The 20,108-nt window shown below is 68.9% G+C and carries 20 protein-coding genes; 11 read left to right on the top strand and 9 right to left on the bottom strand.

The genetic code is table 11. From position 1 onward, the window contains the following. Entirely contained in the window at positions 1-936 is a 936-nt protein-coding gene (locus tag ACQPYM_RS30435) for a hypothetical protein (RefSeq protein ID WP_433007395.1), read from the bottom strand. A 137-nt stretch (positions 937-1,073) separates the two neighbouring features. Here ACQPYM_RS30435 and pafA point away from each other — a divergent pair, with 137 nt between their 5' ends. Both pafA and ACQPYM_RS30425 read left to right on the top strand, forming a co-directional pair. Further along, complete coding sequence (gene pafA, locus ACQPYM_RS30430) at positions 1,074-2,435, top strand: Pup--protein ligase (RefSeq protein WP_020386528.1); 1,362 nt, start codon at positions 1,074-1,076, stop codon at positions 2,433-2,435. A gap of 259 nt (positions 2,436-2,694) precedes the next feature. After that, a complete protein-coding gene (locus ACQPYM_RS30425) occupies positions 2,695-3,669 on the top strand; it encodes an FKBP-type peptidyl-prolyl cis-trans isomerase (RefSeq protein ID WP_433007392.1) in 975 nt (324 codons plus the stop codon). 122 nt (positions 3,670-3,791) lie between these two features. Here ACQPYM_RS30425 and ACQPYM_RS30420 read toward each other — a convergent pair whose 3' ends face one another. The 3 genes from ACQPYM_RS30420 to ACQPYM_RS30410 form a co-directional block, all read right to left on the bottom strand. Beyond that, complete coding sequence (locus ACQPYM_RS30420) at positions 3,792-4,280, bottom strand: hypothetical protein (protein ID WP_433007390.1); 489 nt, start codon at positions 4,278-4,280, stop codon at positions 3,792-3,794. Between the two features lie 84 nt (positions 4,281-4,364). Continuing rightward, positions 4,365-5,393: a hypothetical protein gene (locus ACQPYM_RS30415; protein WP_433007388.1), complete on the bottom strand. Its 1,029-nt coding sequence runs from the start codon at positions 5,391-5,393 to the stop codon at positions 4,365-4,367. Then, a complete protein-coding gene (locus ACQPYM_RS30410) occupies positions 5,390-6,415 on the bottom strand; it encodes a DUF3866 family protein (protein ID WP_433007386.1) in 1,026 nt (341 codons plus the stop codon). Before ACQPYM_RS30410 ends, ACQPYM_RS30415 begins: the two co-directional genes overlap by 4 nt. A 180-nt stretch (positions 6,416-6,595) precedes the next feature. Between ACQPYM_RS30410 and ACQPYM_RS30405 the strand changes: the two genes are divergently transcribed. Beyond that, positions 6,596-7,558, top strand: coding sequence for a helix-turn-helix transcriptional regulator (locus tag ACQPYM_RS30405; RefSeq protein ID WP_433007384.1), 963 nt, complete (start codon positions 6,596-6,598; stop codon positions 7,556-7,558). Positions 7,559-7,630: 72 nt separating this feature from the next. Next, entirely contained in the window at positions 7,631-8,611 is a 981-nt protein-coding gene (locus ACQPYM_RS30400) for a helix-turn-helix transcriptional regulator (RefSeq protein ID WP_433007382.1), read from the top strand. Here the strand turns inward: ACQPYM_RS30400 and ACQPYM_RS30395 are convergent. Then, entirely contained in the window at positions 8,608-9,804 is a 1,197-nt protein-coding gene (locus ACQPYM_RS30395) for a winged helix DNA-binding domain-containing protein (protein WP_433007380.1), read from the bottom strand. The genes ACQPYM_RS30400 and ACQPYM_RS30395 overlap by 4 nt on opposite strands. A 117-nt stretch (positions 9,805-9,921) precedes the next feature. Here ACQPYM_RS30395 and ACQPYM_RS30390 point away from each other — a divergent pair, with 117 nt between their 5' ends. From ACQPYM_RS30390 to ACQPYM_RS30365, 6 genes are all read left to right on the top strand, one after another. Further along, positions 9,922-10,113, top strand: a complete 192-nt coding sequence (locus ACQPYM_RS30390; protein ID WP_433007378.1) for a hypothetical protein — start codon at positions 9,922-9,924, stop codon at positions 10,111-10,113. A gap of 52 nt (positions 10,114-10,165) precedes the next feature. Beyond that, positions 10,166-10,483, top strand: a complete 318-nt coding sequence (locus tag ACQPYM_RS30385) for a twin-arginine translocase TatA/TatE family subunit (protein ID WP_433007376.1) — start codon at positions 10,166-10,168, stop codon at positions 10,481-10,483. A gap of 76 nt (positions 10,484-10,559) precedes the next feature. Beyond that, a complete protein-coding gene (tatC, locus tag ACQPYM_RS30380) occupies positions 10,560-11,321 on the top strand; it encodes a twin-arginine translocase subunit TatC (RefSeq protein WP_433007374.1) in 762 nt (253 codons plus the stop codon). Beyond that, entirely contained in the window at positions 11,321-12,193 is an 873-nt protein-coding gene (locus tag ACQPYM_RS30375) for a diacylglycerol/lipid kinase family protein (RefSeq protein ID WP_433007372.1), read from the top strand. Before tatC ends, ACQPYM_RS30375 begins: the two co-directional genes overlap by 1 nt. Before the next feature lie 69 nt (positions 12,194-12,262). Next, positions 12,263-15,109, top strand: coding sequence for a DEAD/DEAH box helicase (locus ACQPYM_RS30370; protein ID WP_433007370.1), 2,847 nt, complete (start codon positions 12,263-12,265; stop codon positions 15,107-15,109). Between the two features lie 100 nt (positions 15,110-15,209). Next, positions 15,210-16,469: a serine hydrolase domain-containing protein gene (locus ACQPYM_RS30365; protein WP_433007368.1), complete on the top strand. Its 1,260-nt coding sequence runs from the start codon at positions 15,210-15,212 to the stop codon at positions 16,467-16,469. A gap of 11 nt (positions 16,470-16,480) precedes the next feature. Here the strand turns inward: ACQPYM_RS30365 and ACQPYM_RS30360 are convergent, their stop codons facing one another. Genes ACQPYM_RS30360 through ACQPYM_RS30350 form a run of 3 tightly spaced genes read right to left on the bottom strand, consistent with a single transcriptional unit; the run spans position 16,481 to position 18,331 of the window. Beyond that, a complete protein-coding gene (locus ACQPYM_RS30360; protein WP_433007366.1) occupies positions 16,481-17,284 on the bottom strand; it encodes a MerR family transcriptional regulator in 804 nt (267 codons plus the stop codon). After that, positions 17,277-17,813: a VOC family protein gene (locus tag ACQPYM_RS30355; protein ID WP_433007364.1), complete on the bottom strand. Its 537-nt coding sequence runs from the start codon at positions 17,811-17,813 to the stop codon at positions 17,277-17,279. Before ACQPYM_RS30355 ends, ACQPYM_RS30360 begins: the two co-directional genes overlap by 8 nt. Positions 17,814-17,866: 53 nt before the next feature. After that, the gene (locus ACQPYM_RS30350) at positions 17,867-18,331 is read right to left on the bottom strand and encodes a MarR family winged helix-turn-helix transcriptional regulator (protein WP_433007362.1); all 465 of its coding nucleotides are present in this window, start codon (positions 18,329-18,331) and stop codon (positions 17,867-17,869) included. A 63-nt stretch (positions 18,332-18,394) separates the two neighbouring features. Here ACQPYM_RS30350 and ACQPYM_RS30345 point away from each other — a divergent pair, with 63 nt between their 5' ends. Beyond that, entirely contained in the window at positions 18,395-18,772 is a 378-nt protein-coding gene (locus ACQPYM_RS30345) for a cupin domain-containing protein (protein ID WP_433007360.1), read from the top strand. A gap of 4 nt (positions 18,773-18,776) precedes the next feature. On the opposite strand, the gene ACQPYM_RS30340 is transcribed toward ACQPYM_RS30345, so the two are convergent. Next, the gene (locus ACQPYM_RS30340; RefSeq protein ID WP_433007358.1) at positions 18,777-20,072 is read right to left on the bottom strand and encodes a glycoside hydrolase domain-containing protein; all 1,296 of its coding nucleotides are present in this window, start codon (positions 20,070-20,072) and stop codon (positions 18,777-18,779) included. Positions 20,073-20,108 lie beyond the last annotated feature (36 nt).

The raw sequence follows: 20,108 nt of genomic DNA, 5'->3' as shown, positions 1-20,108 counted from the left end.
CTACTCGCCGAAGAGGTGCCCCGCTTCCGGGGTGTCGGCGAAGAACCGGAAGTAGTTGGGGTCGGAGAAGGTGGCCGACACCTTGCCGAGGCTCCGGATCAAGGTGGCCGTGCCGTTCGCATGACCGACGGCGTACAGGTAGCCGGCCTTGGTTTCCTTGTCGATGCCCAGCAGCAGGGTGCTCTGGGTGCCGCACTTCACGGCGACGAGCGAGTCGAAGTTCTGCCAGGTCGACGCCCGGACCTTCTTCACCACCGGCGCTGCGGACCCGCTCGTGTACACCCGGATCGTGTAGAGCGCGCCACCGTAGGTGTTGGCCAGGAAGGTGTCGTACGTCGCGGTCTGGCTGATCAGCGCCATCGTCTTCACCGACGTGAAGCCCTTGTACGACGTGTAGTTCCGCCAGCCGCCCGTCGGGCTGACCGTCCAGCGGACGAGCGCGAAGCCGACGAGGCTGTAGGCGTTCTGCCGGACGGCCGTGCTGCCGTAGTAGAGGCTGCGGTCGAAGTACCGGTAGTTCGGGGCCCAGCCGCCGCCGATCAGGGTCTGCCCGACGGAGCCGGGCACTGTCCCGCCGCTGCCGTCCAGCGTGTAGTAGGTCGAGTACATGCGATCACCGAGCACGACAAACCCGGCCCGCTGCTCACCAGCCGGTACTACGGGCTCGAAGCCGAGTGAGCTCGGCAGCCGTGCGGCACCGTCGGGGTAGAGGTTCGTGGGGCGCACCACCGGCGTACTGGCCGACGGTGGCGCAGTGGCCCTGATCACCTGCACCTTGTGGTCGCCACCCGCTGTCACGGACCCCAGCCCGAGACCACAGACGGTCGCGGCACTCGTAGTACCAGTCGCCTGCGCCGGTGCCGACACCAGCGTCGCAGCCAGCAGCGCACCACCCAGTACGACGGACGCGGACCGCGTTCTCCAACTTCTCGGCATATCGTTTTCTCCTTGTGTGCGAGGACCATCACCAAGCTCGATGCGGAGCGTGGGTAAAAGGTTGCCGGGCAACGAAGCGATGACGGCGCGCCTGAGACTCGGCCCGATTGTCGGAGCGGGGTCGTAGGGTGGGGACTGTGAACCGGCGAATCTTCGGCCTGGAGAACGAGTACGGAGTCACCTGCACTTTTCGCGGTCAGCGCCGACTGACCCCCGATGAGGTGGCCCGGTACCTGTTTCGGCGCGTCGTGTCCTGGGGGCGGAGCAGCAACGTCTTCCTCCGCAACGGGGCCCGGCTCTACCTCGACGTGGGCTCCCACCCGGAGTACGCGACCGGCGAGTGCGATTCGGTCACCGACCTGATCGCCCATGACAAGGCGGGCGAGCGGATCCTCGAAGGTCTGCTCGTCGACGCGCAGAAGCGGCTGCACGACGAGGGCATCTTCGGCGACGTCTACCTGTTCAAGAACAACACCGACTCGGCCGGCAACAGCTACGGCTGCCACGAGAACTACCTGGTCAGCCGGCACGGCGACTTCGCCAAGCTGGCCGACGTGCTGATCCCGTTCCTCGTCACCCGGCAGCTGATCTGCGGCGCCGGCAAGGTGCTGCAGACGCCGCGCGGCGCGGTGTACTCCGTGTCGCAGCGCGCCGAGCACATCTGGGAGGGCGTCTCCAGCGCGACCACCCGGTCCCGGCCGATCATCAACACCCGCGACGAGCCGCACGCGGACGCCGAGCGGTTCCGCCGGCTGCACGTGATCGTCGGCGACTCGAACATGTCCGAGACCACGATGCTGCTGAAGGTGGCCAGCACCGACCTGGTACTGCGGATGATCGAGGCCGGCATCGTGATGCGCGACCTCACCCTGGACAACCCGATCCGGGCGATCCGCGAGATCAGCCACGACATGACCGGTCGCCGCGAGGTGCGGCTGGCCAACGGCCGCGAGGCGAGCGCGCTCGACATCCAGGGTGAGTACCTGACCAAGGCCCGCGACTTCGTCGACCGCCGCGAGCTCGGTACTCCGGCGGTGGAGCGCGCCCTCAACCTGTGGGAGCGCTGCCTGAAGGCGATCGAGTCCGGCGACCTGTCCGGGATCGAGCGCGAGATCGACTGGGTGATCAAGTACCGGCTGATCGAGCGCTACCGCCAGCAGAACAACCTCGGGCTGGCCAGCCCGCGAGTCGCTCAGCTCGACCTCGCGTACCACGACATTCACCGGCCGCGTGGGCTCTACTACCTGCTCGAGCGCAAGGGCGCGGTCACCCGCGTGGTCGACGACCTGCGGGTGTTCGAGGCGAAGTCGGTGCCGCCGCAGACGACCCGGGCCCGGCTGCGGGGCGAGTTCATCAAGCGGGCGCAGGAGCGCAGGCGCGACTTCACCGTCGACTGGGTGCACCTCAAGCTCAACGACCAGGCCCAGCGGACGGTGCTGTGCAAGGACCCGTTCAAGTCCCACGACGAGCGGGTCGAGAAACTCATCGCCAGCATGTGAGGCGGCGGGCGGCCACCGGTACTGCGTACCGGTGGTTGCTGTGAGTGCGCGGGGAGCGGGCTGTGAGCGGGCTGTGAGTGGGCGGGGAGTCCGCCACACGGGGTGACGCGACGCTGCGTGACGTGATCGAACGGTGACTCAGGCGACTGGGGTTCGGTTTGGGCTCTCAGGCTAGGGTGGGCGAGTTCATCTGGCCGTATAGCCAGGCGGGCCCGCCGTACCGGCTGAGGCCTGCCGTGAGATTTCGAGGTGCTCGTTCGTGCGCAAGCTGTTGAGTCTGGTCGCGGTGCTGGCGCTGGGGTCGTCCCTGGTTGCCTGCGGCTCCGAGGAACCCAAAGCCGAGGGCGGCGACTTCGGCAAAGCCGGGATCAAGGTGACCGAGGAGTTCGGCAAGAAGCCGACCGTCACCCACAAGGACGGGGAGCCGGACAAGGCCCTGGTGACCGAGGTGCTCAAGGAGGGCGACGGTCCCGAGGTCCAGAAGGGCGACTACCTGACCGCCAACTACCTGGGTCAGATCTGGCGTGACGGCAAGGTGTTCGACAACTCCTACGACCGCGGCGCGCCCTCGTCGTTCCCGATCGGCGTCGGCAGCGTCATCACCGGCTGGGACGAGGCACTGGTCGGCAAGAAGATCGGCAGCCGCGTGGTCATGTCGATCCCGTCCGACAAGGGTTACAAGGAGAAGGGCAACCCCGACGCCGGGATCAAGGGCGACGACACCCTGATCTTCGTTGTCGACCTGGTCGGTGCGACCTCGAGCAAGACCAAGCTGGACGCCGAGCCGGTCGCGGCGCCCGCGACGCCGTTCAAGATCACCGGTGAGCTGGACGCCGAGCCGAAGGTGACGGTGCCCGCCGGTGCCAAGCCGCCGGCCAAGCCGGGCAAGCCGGTCGTCATCGCCACCGGTAAGGGCAAGCCGATCGCCAAGGGCGACCAGCTGGTCGGCCGGTACGTCGTCTTCGACTACGCCGGCAAGAAGAAGGCCAGCACCTGGGACCCGCAGCCGGCCTCGCAGGCCGGTCCGGCCCAGCCGCCGTCGCCGACCGACAAGCTCCAGGTCGGCCCGGGCCCGAACGGTCAGACCGGAGCGCTGGACGGCCTGGCGGGGATGCCGGTCGGCAGCCGCGTGCTGGTCGAGCTGCCGGCCAGCAAGGACGAGAAGGGCAAGGCGGTCAACGCCTTCGCCGTCATCGACGTGCTGAACGCTTTCCCTGCGCCGAAGCAGCAGTAAGAGCAAAGGCGGTGGGGGTGGCTTCCCGGCGCCGAAGCAGCAGTAGCTGGTTGTAGTGGTAGGGGTGGGGCGGCGGTGCTTCGGCACCACCACCTCGCCCCCATCCGCTTGTCCGGCCGCCGTCAGCGCTGGCGCTTGGCGCGGAACCAGCGGTTGGCGTCCGGCTGGTACATGAGCACGATGGCGGCGATCACCGCCATCACGTGGATGCCGCGGATCGCGGCGAAGCCGAGGAAGCCCGCGCTCAGGTCGATCGAGCCGAAGTCCCCGTCGGTGAGCAGCCAGTCGATCGGTCCCATCAGCAGGGTCGCCAGCCCGACCACGCCGAGCAGTCCGGCGAGCAGGTGCCGTGACCAGTTCCGGCCGAGCCGGAAGTACTTGTCGATCACCACGAACAGCCCGCCGTACACGATGGCGCGGAAGCCGACCTGCGCGGCGATCGCCGCCAGCGGCATCGAGCCGTCGCGGATCGCGTCGATGACGCCGAGGACCGACTCGGCCACCCCGGCGCCGACCGCGAGGAACCACGCGGCGGTCGCGGCCCGGATCGCAACCGGCGGCTCGCTGGAGACGACGTCGTGGATGGTGAGGGTGCGCTCCGTGGTTGCCATGCCTCCACTGTCGCCGTCCGGCCCGGCCGAATCAGGAGTCCTGAGACCCCGAACCGGGTGGTGGTACGTCCACCAGCCCAGCGGTCAGTCGCGCTCCTGCCCGGCCGTACGACGGGCCGCCGGGACGGCAGCCTGCGCGGCTCCCTGCACGGCCCCGTGCGCGGCCCCTTGATTGATCTCGGCCTGTGCGGCCGGCGTCTCGGTCCTGAGCACCGTCTGGTTGCGTTCGACGTGGGCGTAGAAGTCCTGCTGGGAGGCGACGTAGGCCATCACATCGATGTCCTGCGGGAGCTTCACCGGTGCATCGAAGACGCGGGTGTGGGACGCGACCAGGAGAGCCCGGATGCTCGCGTCGCCGCCGCGCTGGTACTCCGGGCCCTGGTAGATGAAGTACTCCGCCTCGACGAAGGCCCGGCGGGCTGCTGGGTCCTCCAGCAGGTCGGTTCGGCCACTGGCGCGTTGCGTCTCGAGCTCGGCGAGGCGGGTGAAGGCGGCCTGCTGCAGCGCCTTGCGGTCGGGTTCCTCACCCGTCAGCGTGCAGTAGTAGTCCTGGATACCCTCCGGAGCGTTGCGCATCGCCGCCGCCGACCGGCCGCGATGGATCTGGTTGCCGTTGACGGTGCCGTCGGGCAGCCGAACCTTGTTCTGCAGCATCTCCGCCTCCGGCGCCTCGGAGGCGAACCGCGCCGCGGCGATGTCGGCGAGCCGGGCCGCGAGGCGGCTGGCCGGTGTCTCGGCGCCACCGACCAGCTTCCCCTGGCTGTCCAGCTTCACCTGGCCATCTCGATGGGTGCCCTTACCGAAGGCGTCGGTGGCGTAGCCACGGCCGATGGGGGACCGGTAGCTCTCGGGGGTCGCGCCGGGCCGTTGGCCGTCGGATCGCTGCGACAGGTCGTACCGCCACTGCGCCAGCTCGCGGTAGGTCTGCTCGAAGGCATGCACCCGTTGGGCCTCGGAGTTGGCCGCGTCCAGCAGCCCGCTCAGCCGGTCCAGCGCCTGGTTGGCGCCGCCGGCATGGATCTCCGCGAATCTGGCCTGCTGGTCCCAGACCGCCGGATTGCTCGACACCTGGATGAAATGCGGGGTTGGGAAGCTTGCCGCGGTAATCCTCACCGATTGCTCCTTCCGTCAGGGGGCACGTCCACCAGCCCGGCCGCGTGTCGGCCCGCAGCGGCGGCTGCTTCGAAGTACGCGCGGTCTGCGTCGAGGTCTCGCCCCATGGTGGACAGCTTGACCGGCGCGGCCCGCAGTGCGTCGTACAGGCCGTCCACACCGACCCGTACTACGCGGTGCCGCCCCTTGAGTGGTTCTGCCGCGTCTCGGACGGCGTCACCGAACTCACCCGCCAGGTCCGGTACTACGACGTCCGCCGGCTGCAGCGCGACTCGCCCGTACGCCGTGAGGCTGTGGTGCGAAATGCCCCGGTGCCGTGGTCGCGGGTCGGCCTCCGAGATCCGCAGGGACGCGACAGCCCGTCCACCCAGCGTGCCGACCGCGTTGACCGCCTCACCCGACTGGACCCCGGAGAAGCCCCAGCGGGTCCCAGTACCCAGGTTGCCGGGCCCCTGCGTCAGTACGACGACCTCGGCCGCCAGGACGTGTACGGCGGTCAGCAAGCCGGTGTGGACCGTCACGGCCTCGCGGTCACCGCCGTACGCCTGCCCGACGGTCACTGTCCCTCCGAGCCAGCCAGCATCGCGCAGTGCCGCGACAGTGCGAGAGAACGCCAGCGGCAGCGCCCCACCGTCAGTCATCACGTAGATCACCCGAGTGCCAGGCCGGGCCTCATACACACCAGCCAGTACTGCGGGCAGCGCGGAGTGCAGGTCAGCCACCACGACCGGCGTACCGAAGAGGTCGTCAGCGTCCCGCAGTACTGCGTGGTCTGGCGACTCCTGCTCATCCGCACCGAGCACCATGGACTGCAATGGCGTGTAGCGAGCCTTGACCAGGTGCCCGGTCTCCGGCGGGTCCTCCGGCAGCCGGTCGGGGATGGCGACGACCAGTGCGTAGCCACCGGTGCCCAGACCCCGGTCCAGAGCGCCCACATTGAGCAGCACGCGGTCACCGACCACGGGGGAGCCCACAAGGTCCGGATAGGCCAGGGATCGCACAGCACGGTCCCCGACAGCCACCACGAGCTCCTGAGCGCCGGACCAACTCCGTCCGAGCTCACTGACGACTCCTTCACGCCACCGCATCACACGGCGACCCTAGGGCATCACGGGTCAGCCGCCGCCTCCGGCGAAAATGGTTAGAACACCTGTTCGGCGCGGAGCTACGACGCCGGACCGATCACCCCGTAAGGTGGTCGGGTGTCGGCGCGGAAGAGTGAGCGACTGCTCAATTTGGTGATCTGCCTGCTGGTCGCGCGCACGTACGTGACCAAGGAGCGGATCCGCGAGGTGGTCGAGGGATACGCCGGTCAGACCGACGACGCCTTCGAGAAGATGTTCGAGCGCGACAAGGACGAGTTGCGCGACCTGGGCATCCCGATCGAGATGGGCAGCATCGACAAGTTCTTCTCCGACGACGTCGGCTACCGGATCCGACGCGACGTGTTCGAGTTGCCCGAGGTGCACCTGGAGCCGGACGAGGCCGCGGTCCTGGGGGTCGCCGCGCGGGTCTGGCAGCACGCCAGCCTGGCCGAGGCGACCACGTCGGCCGTGCTCAAGCTGAAGGCCGCCGGGATCCAGACCGACCAGTCCGCGCTGAGCGCGATCGAGCCGCACGTCGGCGCCTCCGAGCCGGCCTTCGACCCGCTGTGGTCGGCCGTGGTGAGCCGCTCGGTGGTCCGCTTCGAGCACCGCCGGACCGGGTACTCCGAGGCGACCATGCGCACCCTCGAGCCGTGGGGCATCGTCTCCTGGCACGGCCGCTGGTACGTCGTCGGCCGTGACCGCGATCGTGAGGCGACCCGGATGTTCCGGCTGTCCCGGATCGGCGGGAACGTCCGCACGGTCGGTCAGCCGAACGCGTTCACGGTCCCCGAAGGCACCGACATCCGCTCCCTGGTCAGCGAGCTCGCACCGCCGCGACCGACCTCCGAGGCGAAGGTCCGGGCCCGGTCGGGGTCGTGTGTCAGCCTGCGCCGCCGGGCCAACGCGATCGAACCGTACGAGGAGGGCTGGGACCTGCTGCACGTCCCGTACGCCGATTCCGGGGTGCTCGCCGAGGAGATCGCGTCGTACGGGCCGGATGCCGTGGTCGAAGGGCCGGGCGACGTGCTGGACGGCGTACTGCGCCGGCTGCGGACGATCGCGGGGGTCGCATCGTGAGGGAGCGCAGCGAGCGAACCAACAAGCACAGCAGCTTCTACTCATCCGTGACCGAGCGAAGCGAGGTCACGGATGAGTAATGCTCGTGACCAGGTGCAGCGGTTGCTGGCGCTCGTGCCCTATTTGCGTGAGAACGACGGCGCGCGGGTCGATGACGTCGCGGCCGAGTTCGGGGTGCGGCCGAAGCAGATCATCGCGGACCTGAAGGTGCTGTGGTTCTGCGGTCTGCCGGGTGCGCAGATGGGCGATCTGATCGAGATCGACATCGATGCCGCTGAGGGCGAGGGGGTCATCCACCTCAACAACGCGGACTACCTGGCTCGCCCGTTGCGGCTCGCGGCCGACGAGGCGCTTGCCCTGCTGACGGCGTTGCGGACGCTGCGCGAGGTGACGGCAGGCCAGGACCGGGACGCCGTCGACCGGGCGATCGCGAAGCTGGAGGCTGCTGCGGGGGAGGGCGCTGCCGCTGTCGAGGGTGCTGCCGCTCACGTGCACGTCGAGCCCGCCGCGCCGGAGATCGCCGAAACGGTCAACCGTGCGCTGGCTGGGCGACGACGGCTGCACCTGACGTACGACGTACCGTCGCGTGACGAGACCACCGAGCGGGATGTGGACCCGATGCGGTTGGTGGTATCCGAGGGGCGCAGCTATTTGGAGGCTTGGTGCCGGCTGGCGGAGGACGTCCGGCTGTTCCGCCTGGATCGGATCGCCGCGGCGAAGCTGCTCGAGCTACCCAGTGAGCCGCCGCCTGAGGCGACTCCGCGGGACCTGTCCAACGGGATGTTCCAGCCGTCGGAGCGAGACCTGCTGGCCACGGTCAAGCTGGAGCCGCCGGCACGCTGGGTCGCCGAGTACTACCCGATGGAGTCGGTCGAGGAAGGCCCCGGCAACTCCTTGGTGGTGAAGCTCCGGGTGGCCGACACCGCCTGGCTCCAACGCCTCATCCTCCGCCTCGGCGGCACCGCCACAGTCCTGGACCCCCAAGACCTAGGCCAACAAATCGCCGCCACCGCAAGAGACGCCCTCTCCGCCTACGACGACCAACTCTCCTAACGTTTGGAGAGTTCGGTTTCCAGGGGGGAGGGGCGTCTGCCGCGGGGGGCTACTCGGACTCCTGCCAGCCATTTGGTCCAGCGGTCTGCTTCGGTTTCGATGGCGTTGGCTGTCTCGGTGCCGACGTCTTCGAGGAGTTCGTAGCGGACCTCCCCGTTCTCCGCCTGTCCCCAGCCGCCGACGATTCGCCCGTCGGCCCAGATCGACGGTCCGATGTTGCCGGTGGTGTCGAACATCCGGGTCTTGTGCTCGCCCAGATACCACCCACGCTCCTTCCAGCCCATCGGCGTCGGATCCAGCGCGGGCAGGAACGCCACCCACGGCTCCGGCTCGGTCTCCGGCGCCTCGTCACCCGGCAGCACGTAGCCGACCGAGCCGTCGAGGTCCACCGCGACCGCCTCAACTGCCGTCAGTGCCTTCTTCGTCTGCCCGAGCGTCCACCCGGTCCACCACTGCAAGTCAGCAGAGGTCCCCGGCCCGAAGGTGGTCAGCCAGGCGCGCGCAAGCGTCGCCCGCGCCTCGTCGCCCTGCAACTTGTCACCCAGACCGCCAGGCAGCCAGCTCTCCACCGGAGACCACTGGTGCTGGCCGCTCAACCAGGTGCCGAGCGGCCGGCCGCGAACGATCCGGCCGTCTGCCGAGAGCTGGAACAACACCCGGCTGGTGACATACGGCTGCGCGGCGTACGACTTGTCCGGCGTCATCGCCAGCCGGCTCCGCAGGCGCGGCTCGTCGGCCGACAACTCCTGCGCGGTCGCCGACCCCCGCAGCGCGAGCGCGGCCGCGGTCGACTCCTCGACCGCCTGCAGCCAGGTCGCCGAGGCCTCCAGATCCGCCCCGATGCCCGCCTCGGTCAGATGCTTGACCAGCACCTTGCGCTGCTTCTGGGCGATGTCGTCGGTGCACGCCGCCTGGATCACCGGCGCGAACGAGGTCGGTACGACGAACACCGTTCGCCGCATGCCCAGCATCCGGATCAGCGTGCGGTCGTCGTACAGGGCCCGTTCGGTGGCCTCGACCTCGCTGCCCGGCACCCGCGCGGCGATGGACAGGTGCACGGTCGCCGGGTCCGTCGAGTGCAGCACCACCAGCGAGGCGGCCGCCTCGACCGGATCCGCCGCCTGGCACGACGGCGCCAACCGATGCCGCCGCCCGAGCCTGGCCCGCCGTTCCCCGACCGAAATCCGTTCCATACCCAGCCCCCTGAACTCTCGTTGTCCCCTGTTCTTACCATCACGTTCCGACAGCGTTGTCCACCGTGACGGACGCTGACGGGGAGCCGTGACCGTGAACCGGATAGGCTCTTGGGCATGTACTGGTTCCTGCTCTTCCTCGGCGTGGTGGCGGTGTGGCTCGTGGTCCTCGCCCTGCTCGCCCGGAGGCTGTGGGGCCAGACCAAGGCGCTGACTCGTGAGTTGGCCGCCGCCCAGTCCAAGCTCGAGAACGCGCAGTCGCAGGCCGGGTCCGGACAGACCGGCCGGAAGGCGCGAGCTCGGGCGTAGTATCGGCGCTCACGGTTCGAGCCACAGCAGAAGTCGGTAAAGGGAGTTCGTCATGGTTCCGTTGATCAACATGCCCTCGGGCGCGGAGTGGCTCATCGTCCTCGCGATCGTGGTGCTGCTCTTCGGGTCGGCCAAGCTGCCGGCCCTGGTCAGGCAGCTCGGCAAGTCGAAGAAGATCTGGGAGGAAGAGGTCGGCAGCGGCCGCAAGAAGGACGAGCTGACCGAGGGCACCCAGGCTCCGACCCAGCAGGTCAACCCGCAGGTGCAGGCACCCAGCCAGCAGGCGGCCCAGCAGCCCGCGCAGCAGCCGAACCAGGTGAACGGCCAGGCGCCGGGCGACGGCATGCCGCCGACGCACACCGCCAACTGAGTCACGCGCACCACCTGTGACGATGGTGAGGTTCGGGCGGAAGAAAGAACAGCGCCCGAAGGACGAAGAGGGTCGGATGACCCTGCGCGAGCACATCGCCGAACTGCGCAACCGGCTCGTCATCGCCGTGCTCGCGATCGTGGTGATGTCGATCGTCGGCTACATCTTCTACGACTTCGCCCTCAGCCTGCTCAAGCGCCCGTTCGACCAGGGTGTCGGCGACCTGCTGGCGAGCAAGAACGGCGGCAAGCGGCCCGAGCTCACCTTCAACTCGGTCACCTCGCCGTTCACCTTCCAGATCAAGATCTCGCTGGTGTTCGGCGTGGTGCTGGCCGCGCCGATCTGGCTGTACCAGCTGTGGGCGTTCATCGCGCCCGGCCTGCACCGGACCGAGAAGCGCTGGGCGATGCTGTTCGCCGCGATCGCCACCCCGCTGTTCTGCGCCGGTCTGGCGGTTGCCTACTGGACCCTCCCCAAGGGCATCGAGATCCTGATCGGGTTCACCCCCAGCTTCGCCCAGAACCTGATCACCCTGCCGGAGTATCTGGACTTCGTGCTGCGCACGATGCTGGTGTTCGGGATCGCGTTCCTGCTGCCGCTGGTGGTCGTGCTGCTGAACATCCTGGGCGTCGTCCCGGCCTCGGCCCTGGCGAAGTTCCGGCCGTACATCATCTTGGCCATCTTCATCTTCGGCGCGGTGGCGACGCCGTCCGGTGACCCGTTCTCGCTGATGTTCCTGGCGATCCCGATGTGCGCGCTGTTCTTCGCCTCCGAGATCATCGCCAAGCTGAACGACCGCCGGAAGGCCCGGAAGAACCAAGAACTGATGGAGGCCTGATGGCCCGCAAGATCGCGCTGGTGGTGAACCCCACCAGCGGTCGCGGTCTGGGTGCCCGGGTCGCTCCGGTGGTTCGTGCGGAGCTGGAAGCCGGCGGGCTGACCGTCGAGGAGTACACGACCACCTGCGCCGAGGACGTCGGCCGGATCTCCGCCGAGGTGATCGCCTCCGGCGCGGACGCGGTCGCGCTCGTCGGCGGTGACGGCACCTTCCACCTCGGTGCCCAGGTGCTGGCCAAGTCCGGCCTGCCGCTGGGGGTCATCCCGGCCGGCACCGGCAACGACTTCGCCCGCGGCATCGGCGTACCGCTGAAGAATCCGAAGGCCGCGGCCGCCCTGATCGTCGGCGGCCGGACCAGGTCGGTCGATCTGGGCACCGCCAAGGACGAGTACATCACCACCGTCGTCGCCGGTGGCTTCGACTCGTTGGTGAACAAGCGCGCCAACGCGATGACGTGGCCGAAGGGCAACTCGCGCTACACCCTCGCCACCCTGGCCGAGCTGCGCACCTTCACGCCGATCTCGTACGTCGTCACCGTCGACGGCGAGGTGATCGAGACCGACGCGATGCTGGTCGCGGTGGGCACCGGACCGACGTACGGCGGGGGACTGCAGATCTGCGCCGGCGCCGAGATCGACGACGGCCTGCTCGACGTGACGATCATCAAACCGGTGTCCCGCCTGACCCTGCTGCAGATGTTCCCCAAGCTGGCCAAGGGAAGTCACGTCGGCCACCCGAAGCTGCACACCCTCCGCGGCCGATCGGTCCGCCTCGAGGCAGCCGGCGTCACGGCCTACGCCGACGGCGAGATCCTCGGCCCCCTCCCAGTCGACATCGGCATCGCCCCCGGCGCCCTGACCGTCTTCTGCTGACCCTTCCGCCCGGGCCCGTCCGGGCGGGTGGGCGTGGGTTGGGGGGTGGCGTCGCATAGCCTGGGGTTCATGAGTACTCCGTCCGAGAAATATGCCGTTTTCCGCTCGGACCAGGAGCATCCTGCGGTGAAGGAGTTCCGGGAGCTCTACGACTTCCAGTTGGACGAGTTCCAGCTCCGGGCCTGTGCGGCGCTGGAGGACGGGCATCAGGTGCTGGTGGCGGCGCCGACCGGGTCCGGGAAGACGCTGGTCGGTGAGTTCGCCGTGCATCTCGCCCTGCAGCGGGGGCAGAAGTGTTTCTACACCACCCCGATCAAGGCGCTCAGCAACCAGAAGTACAGCGACCTGGTGCACCGCTACGGCAGTGAGAACGTCGGACTGCTGACCGGTGACAACTCGATCAACTCCGAGGCCCCGATCGTCGTGATGACGACCGAGGTACTCCGGAACATGCTGTACGCCGCCTCGCACACGCTGCTCGGCCTCTCGTACGTGGTGATGGACGAGGTGCACTACCTGGCCGACCGGGCCCGCGGCGCGGTCTGGGAGGAAGTGATCATCCACCTGCCGGACTCGGTCGCCGTGGTGTCGCTGTCGGCGACGGTCAGCAACGCCGAGGAGTTCGGCGACTGGCTGGAGACGGTCCGCGGCAACACCGTGGTGGTGCTGGAGGAGAAGCGGCCGGTACCGCTGTTCCAGCACGTCATGGTCGGCAAGCGCCTGCACGATCTGTTCGCGGGGGAGGCGCCGACCGCGCGCGCCGGGGGCGTCGCGCAGTACGGGCCGCAGAGTCCGGCCAAGAAGTCCGGCAACCCCGCGAAGGCCAACGGGGCGCCCGACCTCAAGGACATGGTCAACCCGCAATTGGTCAAGATCGCGCGCGACGACAGCCGGATCTTCCGGGACGACTCGCGCAAGCCACGCCGCCGGCGGGACCTGCCCAAGAGCCGCCCGAGCCGGTCGAACTTCACGCCCTTCCGGTCCGACGTGGTCGAGGAGCTGGACGCCGGTGCGCTGCTGCCGGCGATCTACTTCATCTTCTCCCGCAAGGGCTGCGAGGACGCGATGCTGCAGTGCCTGCGGTCGGGCCTGCGGCTGACCAAGCCGAGTGAGCGGGACGAGATCAAGCGGGTGCTGGCCGAGCGCACCTCGGAGCTGCCGGACGAGGACCTCGGCGTACTCGGGTACCACGACTTCGCCGAGGCGCTCAGCCGCGGGATCGCGGCCCACCACGCGGGCATGCTGGCGTCCTTCAAGGAGGTCGTCGAGGAACTGTTCGCGCGCGGCCTGATCAAGGTCGTCTTCGCCACCGAGACGCTTGCCCTCGGCATCAACATGCCGGCCCGCACGGTGGTGCTGGAGAAGCTGAGCAAGTGGAACGGCGAGGCGCACGTCGACATCACGCCGGGGGAGTACACCCAGCTGACCGGCCGGGCCGGTCGCCGCGGCATCGACGTCGAGGGGCATGCGGTCGTGCTCTGGCAGCCCGGGTTCGACCCGCGCGCCGTGGCCGGCCTCGCCTCCACCCGCACCTACCCGCTCCGGTCGTCGTTCTCCCCGTCGTACAACATGGCCGTCAACCTGGTTCGCCAGGTGGGGCGCAGCAGGGCGCGGGACATGCTGGAGCTGTCGTTCGCGCAGTTCCAGTCCGACCAGGCTGTGGTCGGGCTGGCCCGCCAGGTGCAGCGCAACACCGAGGCGCTGGAGGGGTACAAGGAGTCCATCGACTGCCACCTCGGCGACTTCCTCGAGTACGCCGCGCTGCGCCGCCGGATCGGCGACCGGGAGTCGTCGGGCTCCAAGCGGCGCAAGCTGGACCGCCGGGTCGAGGCGCAGGAGTCGCTGGAGAAGCTGCGGATCGGCGACATCATCCGGATCCCGGCCGGCCGCAGCGCCGGCTGGGCACTGGTCCTCGACGCCGGTGTCCGGTCTGAGCGCGAAGGCCCACGGCCGACCGTGCTGACGCTGGACCGGCAGGTGCGCAAGCTGTCGATGATCGACTTCCCGACGCCGGTGGAGGCGATCAGCACCCTGCGAGTGCCGAAGAAGTTCAACCCGCGCAACCCGCAGCAACGCCGCGAGCTTGCCCACGTACTGCGTGGTCGCACCGACATGATCGGGGAGGATGGCCCGCCGTCGTCCCGCAGCCGCAGTGGCGATGTCGTCACGCACGCCGACGACCCGGAGTTGCAGCAGATGCGGGCCGAGTTGCGCGCGCACCCGTGCCACGGCTGCTCGGATCGCGAGGACCACGCCCGCTGGGCCGAGCGGTACTTCCGGCTGGACCGGGAGAACCGCGACGTCCAGCGCAAGATCGAGCAGCGGACGAACACGATCGCCCGCCAGTTCGACCGGGTCTGCCAGGTGCTCGACGCGCTGCACTACCTGGACGGCGACAAGACCACCGAGGCCGGCGACCGGCTGTCGCGGATCTACACCGAGCTCGACCTGGTCGCGGCGGAGTGCCTGCGGGTCGGGGTGTTCGACGACCTCGACGTACCGGAGCTGGCGGCCTGTCTGGCCGCGCTGGTCTACGAGTCGCGGTCGAAGGACGAGCCGACCTCACCCCGGTTGCCGCGCGGTGAGGTGCGCGACGCGCTGGAGCGGATGGGGACGATCTGGCGGGACCTGTCGGCGCTCGAGCGGGACATGCGGGTCGACTTCCTCCGTCCGATGGATCTGGGCTTCTGCTGGGCCGCGTTCCGGTGGTCGTCGGGTGCATCGCTCGCCGAGGTCCTGTACGAGTCCGACCTGGCCGCCGGTGACTTCGTCCGTTGGGTGAAGCAACTGATCGACCTCACCGAGCAGGTCGCCGACGCGGCCGGCCCGACGCCGTTGCGCGCGACCGCCCGCCAGGTCACCGACCAGATCCGCCGCGGCGTGATCGCCTACGCCTCGGTGGTCGACGAGCCGTAACCGAACAGCCCGGCCGCACCGCCGGACAGCCCCGCCTGCACCGTTGAGGCTGTAGAACAAGCACTGTCACTCCGCCTACCCCTGTAAGGATTTCTCACCCGTGGATCTGTCACGCCGTGATCTGGGCAAGCTCGCCGTCGCCACCGGAGCTGCCGCCGCCGGCGGTATCGCGATCGCCCGCTCCGCCGACGCCGCCGCAACCTGGAAAGCGACCGGGACGGCGGTGCCGGCGCTGGCCGGCTTCGACGCCCAGATGAAAACGTTCATGCAGGCCCGCGGCATCACCGCCGGCCAGCTCGCGGTCACCTACAAGGGCCGGCTGGTGCTGGCCCGCGGTTACAGCACGGAGAGCACGCTGGCCGTGCAGCCGACCTCGCTGTTCCGGGTCGCGAGCCTGTCGAAGTCGTTCACCGCCGCCGCCATCCTCAAGCTGGTGCAGGACGGCAAGCTGACCATGACGACGCCGGTGACCTCGATCCTCGGCATCACCCCGGCCACCGGCCTGACCCGCGATCCGCGCTGGTCGTCGATCACGATGTGGCGGCTGCTGCAGCACCTCGGCGGCTGGGACCGCGACGTCTCCGGCGACCCGAACTTCAAGGACGCCACCATCTCCCGCACGCTCGGCGTACCGCTGGAGCTGCGGCACGCCGACGTGATCAAGTACATGGCCGGGCAGAAGCTCGACTTCGCCCCCGGCAGCAAGGCCGCGTACTCCAACTTCGGGTATCTGCTGGCCGGCCGGGTGATCGAGAAGGTCAGCGGTCTGAGCTACGCCGCCTATGTGCAGCAGAAGCTGCTGACCCCGTTGCGGATCAAGCGGATGGCGCTGGGCTATTCCATCGCCAAGCGCACCGGCGAGATGCCGTACTACTCGCAGTACACCGGCCGGACCGTGCTGGACGGCTCGGGCGCGACCGTCGCCGCGCCGTACGGGACGTACAGCATGCGCATCCAGGACGCCAACGGCGGCTGGATCGCGAGTGCGCCGGATCTGGTCCGCTGGGCCAAGATGTTCGACGCACCGTCGACCGTGCTGAACGCGACGTCGCTCGGCCGCGTGTGGGCGAAGCCCGAGATCGGCATCACCAACGGCTGGTACTACGGCCTCGGCTGGCAGGTGCGCCCGACGACTCAGGGTGGTACCGGTCGCAACACCTGGCACACCGGCAGCCTGCCGGGCAGCTTCTCGCTGCTCGTCCGGACCTACAATGGGATGAGCTGGGCCGCGCTCTTCAACCGTCGCGACGACGCGAGCGGCAAGTCGTACGGCGATATCGACGCGGCGCTGTGGACCGCGGCCAGCGGGGTAAGGACCTGGCCGACGAACGACCTCTTCCCGCAGTACTTCCCCGCGTAGCCGTTCGGGGGTCACTGCCAGGTCGCGGTTTCAGGATCGATGCCGTGGGCAACGGCGTGAGTGTCGATGAGCTCGCGGAACCAGGTGGCGAGGCCGGCCCGGATGCTGTCGTAGTGGGCAGCGAACGCTGGGTCGGCCTCGAACCTGCGGCCGAGACAGACCTGCATCTGCCGGGTGATGGGGAAGTACGACGAGAAGATCTCCCGGTGCCGCTCGACGAGCTGCTCAGCTTCCGGGCTGCCCGGGGTGACGCCGGCTTCCATCGCCTCGCCGAGGTCGCGTTCGAGACCGGTGACAGCGTCGGCGATGGCCTGCCATTCCTCGGGGCTGCGCGAGGCTGAGCGTTCGGCGTACTGGCGCCATTGCGTCGTGTCTCCGTAGCGCTGACGGGCTTCGGCGGGCCAGTCAGGATTCCATTGCGGGCCGAGGATCGCGGCCTGCTGCTCTGCAGTGAGCAGCAAGCCGCGTTCGTGGGCGTCGATCATCCGATCCAGTCCCGCGCTGAGTTGCTGGAGGCGGTCGATCCGTTCGGCCACCTGGGTGCGTTGCGCCCGCAGCGCGCCGGGCACGTCCTCGGCCGAGTCGTCCAGGACGGCCCGGATCCGGTCCAGGCCGAGACCGATCTCGCGATAGACCACGATGCGGTGCAGGCGTTCCAGGTCGGCGGCGGTGTAGAGCCGGTACCCGGCGGCCGTACGCAGGGACGGTCGGGCGAGACCGATCTCGTCCCAGTGATGCAGCGCGCGGACCGTCACGCCCACCCGCGTCGAGACCTGACCGACTGTCAGGCCATCGGTGTCGGCGACATCAAGCATGCGTCCTATTGTCGCCGCCACCGGCACCCGGCGCGGGGATCCCCATCGCCGCGAAGTTCCGGGCCTCCTCGCTGTCCGGGTCGAAGACCTTCGCCGCGGTCATGATGACCCGGGTGTTCTCCGGGGTGATCACCTCCACATCGACGGTGTTCCAGGGCGTGTCACGGGGACCGTCGACCGCGTCCGGTCGCAGCGCGCGACAGGTCTCGACCAGCGACTCGACCTGGCTGAGCACGCACGCGAAGCTGAGGCTCGTCTCGGGAGCCTGCGCCGGAGCGCTGTCCGCCGCGACGAGCAGGACATCCTGGAAGGCCCAACGGCGCAGGTGGGTCAGGCGGCCGGGGACGCTGAAGAGGTCGATGAACCCGAGCCCCCGAACCCAGAAGTCCACCGACGCCGCCAGATCGGTGGTGGGGATCGTGGCGAAGGCAGGCATACCGTAGATACCGCGGTACGGCTCCGGCGGGACCGCATCCGGGCCAGGAACAGGTACGGGGCTCAGCTCGAAAGCGTCGTAGTAGTCACTCATGGCCCCGACTCTCCAGCCTCACGCTACGTGAGGGTCAACTGGATTGCTGGGGTTCAGAACAGCAGCGCCCGGAACTGCGGATCGGTGGTGCTGTCCTCGCCGGCCATCGAGGTCAGCACGGCCCGTACTGCGTCGATCGCCGCGTCCCCGTGGGTCTTGCGAAGCCGGCGTTCGTAGGACTGGTGGAAGCGCCGGGCCGCGGCGAGCGCTGCCCGGCCGCGCTCCGAGAGGTGGATCAGCCGGGCCCGCCCGTCGGTGGGATCGGGGTGGCGCTCGACGTAGCCGCGGCGCTCCATGTCGTCGACGATCTGCGCCGCGCCCTGCTTGCTGATGTCCAGCCGCTGCGCGAGCGTGCTGATCGTCGCCGGCGCCCGGCCGAGCGTTCGCAGTACGAAGCCGTCGCTGCGGCCCTGGTCGTCGAAGCCCTGGGCCGCGGTCACCGCGCGCAGCTCGCGGACGAACTCCTGTTCCGCGAGCAGCAGCAGGATGCCGAAATCGGGCTTGTCATTCGTCGTCATGTCCTTCATGATAGACAAGCCGAGTTGAACAAGTCAGCTTGTCTAAATACGCGAGGGGACCAGATGCCTTCCACTGTGACTCGAGCGGCCGAGGCGCCGCAGTTCGACCTTCAGGGCGCGCACTTCACCGTGCTGGCCTCGCCGAGCCTGGGCTCCGAAGGGCTGTGCACCTGGCGGCTGCGGCTGGCCGCGGGCCCCCGCGACGACGCGCCGCACACGCTGGACCGCGACGAGGTCTTCATGGTCCTGTCCGGCACCGTGCAGATCACCCCGGGCGGCGAGAAGCTCAGCGCCGGCGATGCGGCCATAGCGCCGGCGGGAGAGCCGATCCAGGTTCGCAACCTCGGTGACGACGACGCTGAGATCCACGTCGCCATCACTGCAGGCTTCACCGGCACCATGGCCGACGGCACCAAGGTGCAGCCGCCCTGGTCCAAGTAGTCGGCTAGCAGCGGCGGATGGGGGCGCTGTAGGTGGTGTTGCTCGGGGTGGCGACGTAGTAGTCGGTGACCCAGCTGCCATCGGTCAGCCGGTCCCAGACCGCCGTAGTACCGACTGTCGAGCCGGCTCGCTGGCACGTGACCCACGCCAGCGAGCCGATCGGCAGGAGTCCTGGGTATCTGCTGTACGCCGTACCAGGGCCGCTTCGCCGGGCCAGGTTGTCGACCGTGGTCTGGTACGGGTAGCTGCAGCCAGGGATCGGCGGGCTGTAGCCGGTCTTGTTGGGCGTGCGGACGTAGTAGTCGATGACGTAAGTGCCGTTGATCAGCTTGTTCCAGACGCTGCTGGTGCCGATCTTCGGGCCGTAGGTCTGGCACACGATGCGGACACTGCTGTTCTGCGGGATCGTCGCCCGGACCGGATAGGCGGTCGACGGACCGCTGTAGGCGTAGATGGTGGTCCGGACCGTGTACGTGTACCAAACGGAAGCGACCGGCGCGTCGAATCGGTCGTTGTCGATGTTCAGGGTGACGCCGCCGTACGTCTCCGTGTGGTCACCCCGGTACTGCTTGGCCCGCTGGCCGACAGCCCAGTAGCGGTCGGAGATCAGCGGCCAGCCAGTCAGTGCGGAGTTCAGGTCCCAGCGGGCGATCCACACGGCGTCCGGGCGCGCGTAGAGGGTCGAGTTGTAGACCTCTGCCAAGTGGCGAGCGCCGGAGTCCTGGTGGGCGTACACCGCGGAGAGGTAGCCCCGGCGGTGGAGTTCCTTCGTCCAGGACGACAGGTACCGCAGTACTGTCGCCCGGCAGGTCGCATCGGCTGCGTTGTAGTGCTCCATGTCGCCGTAGATCGCACTGCCCGGCAGTAGCCCGATCGCCGCGGCCTTGGCGGCGGCATCAGCCGCCTGACTCGTCCCCTGCGTTGCAGCGGAGGGCACAGTCATCTTCACCGCGTTGGTGCGGGTCGTGCAGGGCGCCTGGTAGCCCATGTAGATAGGGATCAGCCGCCAGCCCATCCGCGTCACGGTGCTCACCCAGCTGGCTGTCAGCTGCGGCTGGGCGCAACCACGGTTCACCCCGCCGAAGTAGATCCCGATCGCCTTGTACGGCGAGGCCTTCCACGCCGTCATCTGCGCGACTGTCGGCGCAGTACAGGTGTCGAACGCCAGGCCGGTGAATCTGGTCGCGGTAGCACTCGCCGGATAGCCCACCGGCGTGGCCGGCTCAGCTGCTGCCGGTATCACCATCCCCAGCGTCAGCCCGCCACACAGCAACCCCACAAGCAACCGCAAACGCCCCATGGCGACCCCTTAGACATCTGCAGTAGACGCCTCCGA

The organism is Kribbella sp. CA-294648 (assembly GCF_050943845.1).
In the GTDB taxonomy this organism is placed as follows: Bacteria; Actinomycetota; Actinomycetes; order Propionibacteriales; family Kribbellaceae; genus Kribbella.
This window is presented reverse-complemented; position numbering and strand designations above follow the sequence as displayed.

Bases quoted from the DNA above. Each gene is read 5' to 3' on its own strand.
- ACQPYM_RS30340 (WP_433007358.1), bottom strand. From the start codon at position 20,072: ATGGGGCGTTTGCGGTTGCTTGTGGGGTTGCTGTGTGGCGGGCTGACG.
- ACQPYM_RS30420 (WP_433007390.1), bottom strand. From the start codon at position 4,280: ATGGCAACCACGGAGCGCACCCTCACCATCCACGACGTCGTCTCCAGC.
- ACQPYM_RS30355 (WP_433007364.1), bottom strand. From the start codon at position 17,813: ATGAGTGACTACTACGACGCTTTCGAGCTGAGCCCCGTACCTGTTCCT.
- ACQPYM_RS30360 (WP_433007366.1), bottom strand. From the start codon at position 17,284: ATGCTTGATGTCGCCGACACCGATGGCCTGACAGTCGGTCAGGTCTCG.
- ACQPYM_RS30385 (WP_433007376.1), top strand. From the start codon at position 10,166: ATGGTTCCGTTGATCAACATGCCCTCGGGCGCGGAGTGGCTCATCGTC.
- ACQPYM_RS30345 (WP_433007360.1), top strand. From the start codon at position 18,395: ATGCCTTCCACTGTGACTCGAGCGGCCGAGGCGCCGCAGTTCGACCTT.
- ACQPYM_RS30390 (WP_433007378.1), top strand. From the start codon at position 9,922: ATGTACTGGTTCCTGCTCTTCCTCGGCGTGGTGGCGGTGTGGCTCGTG.
- ACQPYM_RS30350 (WP_433007362.1), bottom strand. From the start codon at position 18,331: ATGACGACGAATGACAAGCCCGATTTCGGCATCCTGCTGCTGCTCGCG.
- ACQPYM_RS30435 (WP_433007395.1), bottom strand. From the start codon at position 936: ATGCCGAGAAGTTGGAGAACGCGGTCCGCGTCCGTCGTACTGGGTGGT.
- ACQPYM_RS30400 (WP_433007382.1), top strand. From the start codon at position 7,631: ATGAGTAATGCTCGTGACCAGGTGCAGCGGTTGCTGGCGCTCGTGCCC.
- ACQPYM_RS30370 (WP_433007370.1), top strand. From the start codon at position 12,263: ATGAGTACTCCGTCCGAGAAATATGCCGTTTTCCGCTCGGACCAGGAG.
- ACQPYM_RS30395 (WP_433007380.1), bottom strand. From the start codon at position 9,804: ATGGAACGGATTTCGGTCGGGGAACGGCGGGCCAGGCTCGGGCGGCGG.
- ACQPYM_RS30375 (WP_433007372.1), top strand. From the start codon at position 11,321: ATGGCCCGCAAGATCGCGCTGGTGGTGAACCCCACCAGCGGTCGCGGT.
- tatC (WP_433007374.1), top strand. From the start codon at position 10,560: ATGACCCTGCGCGAGCACATCGCCGAACTGCGCAACCGGCTCGTCATC.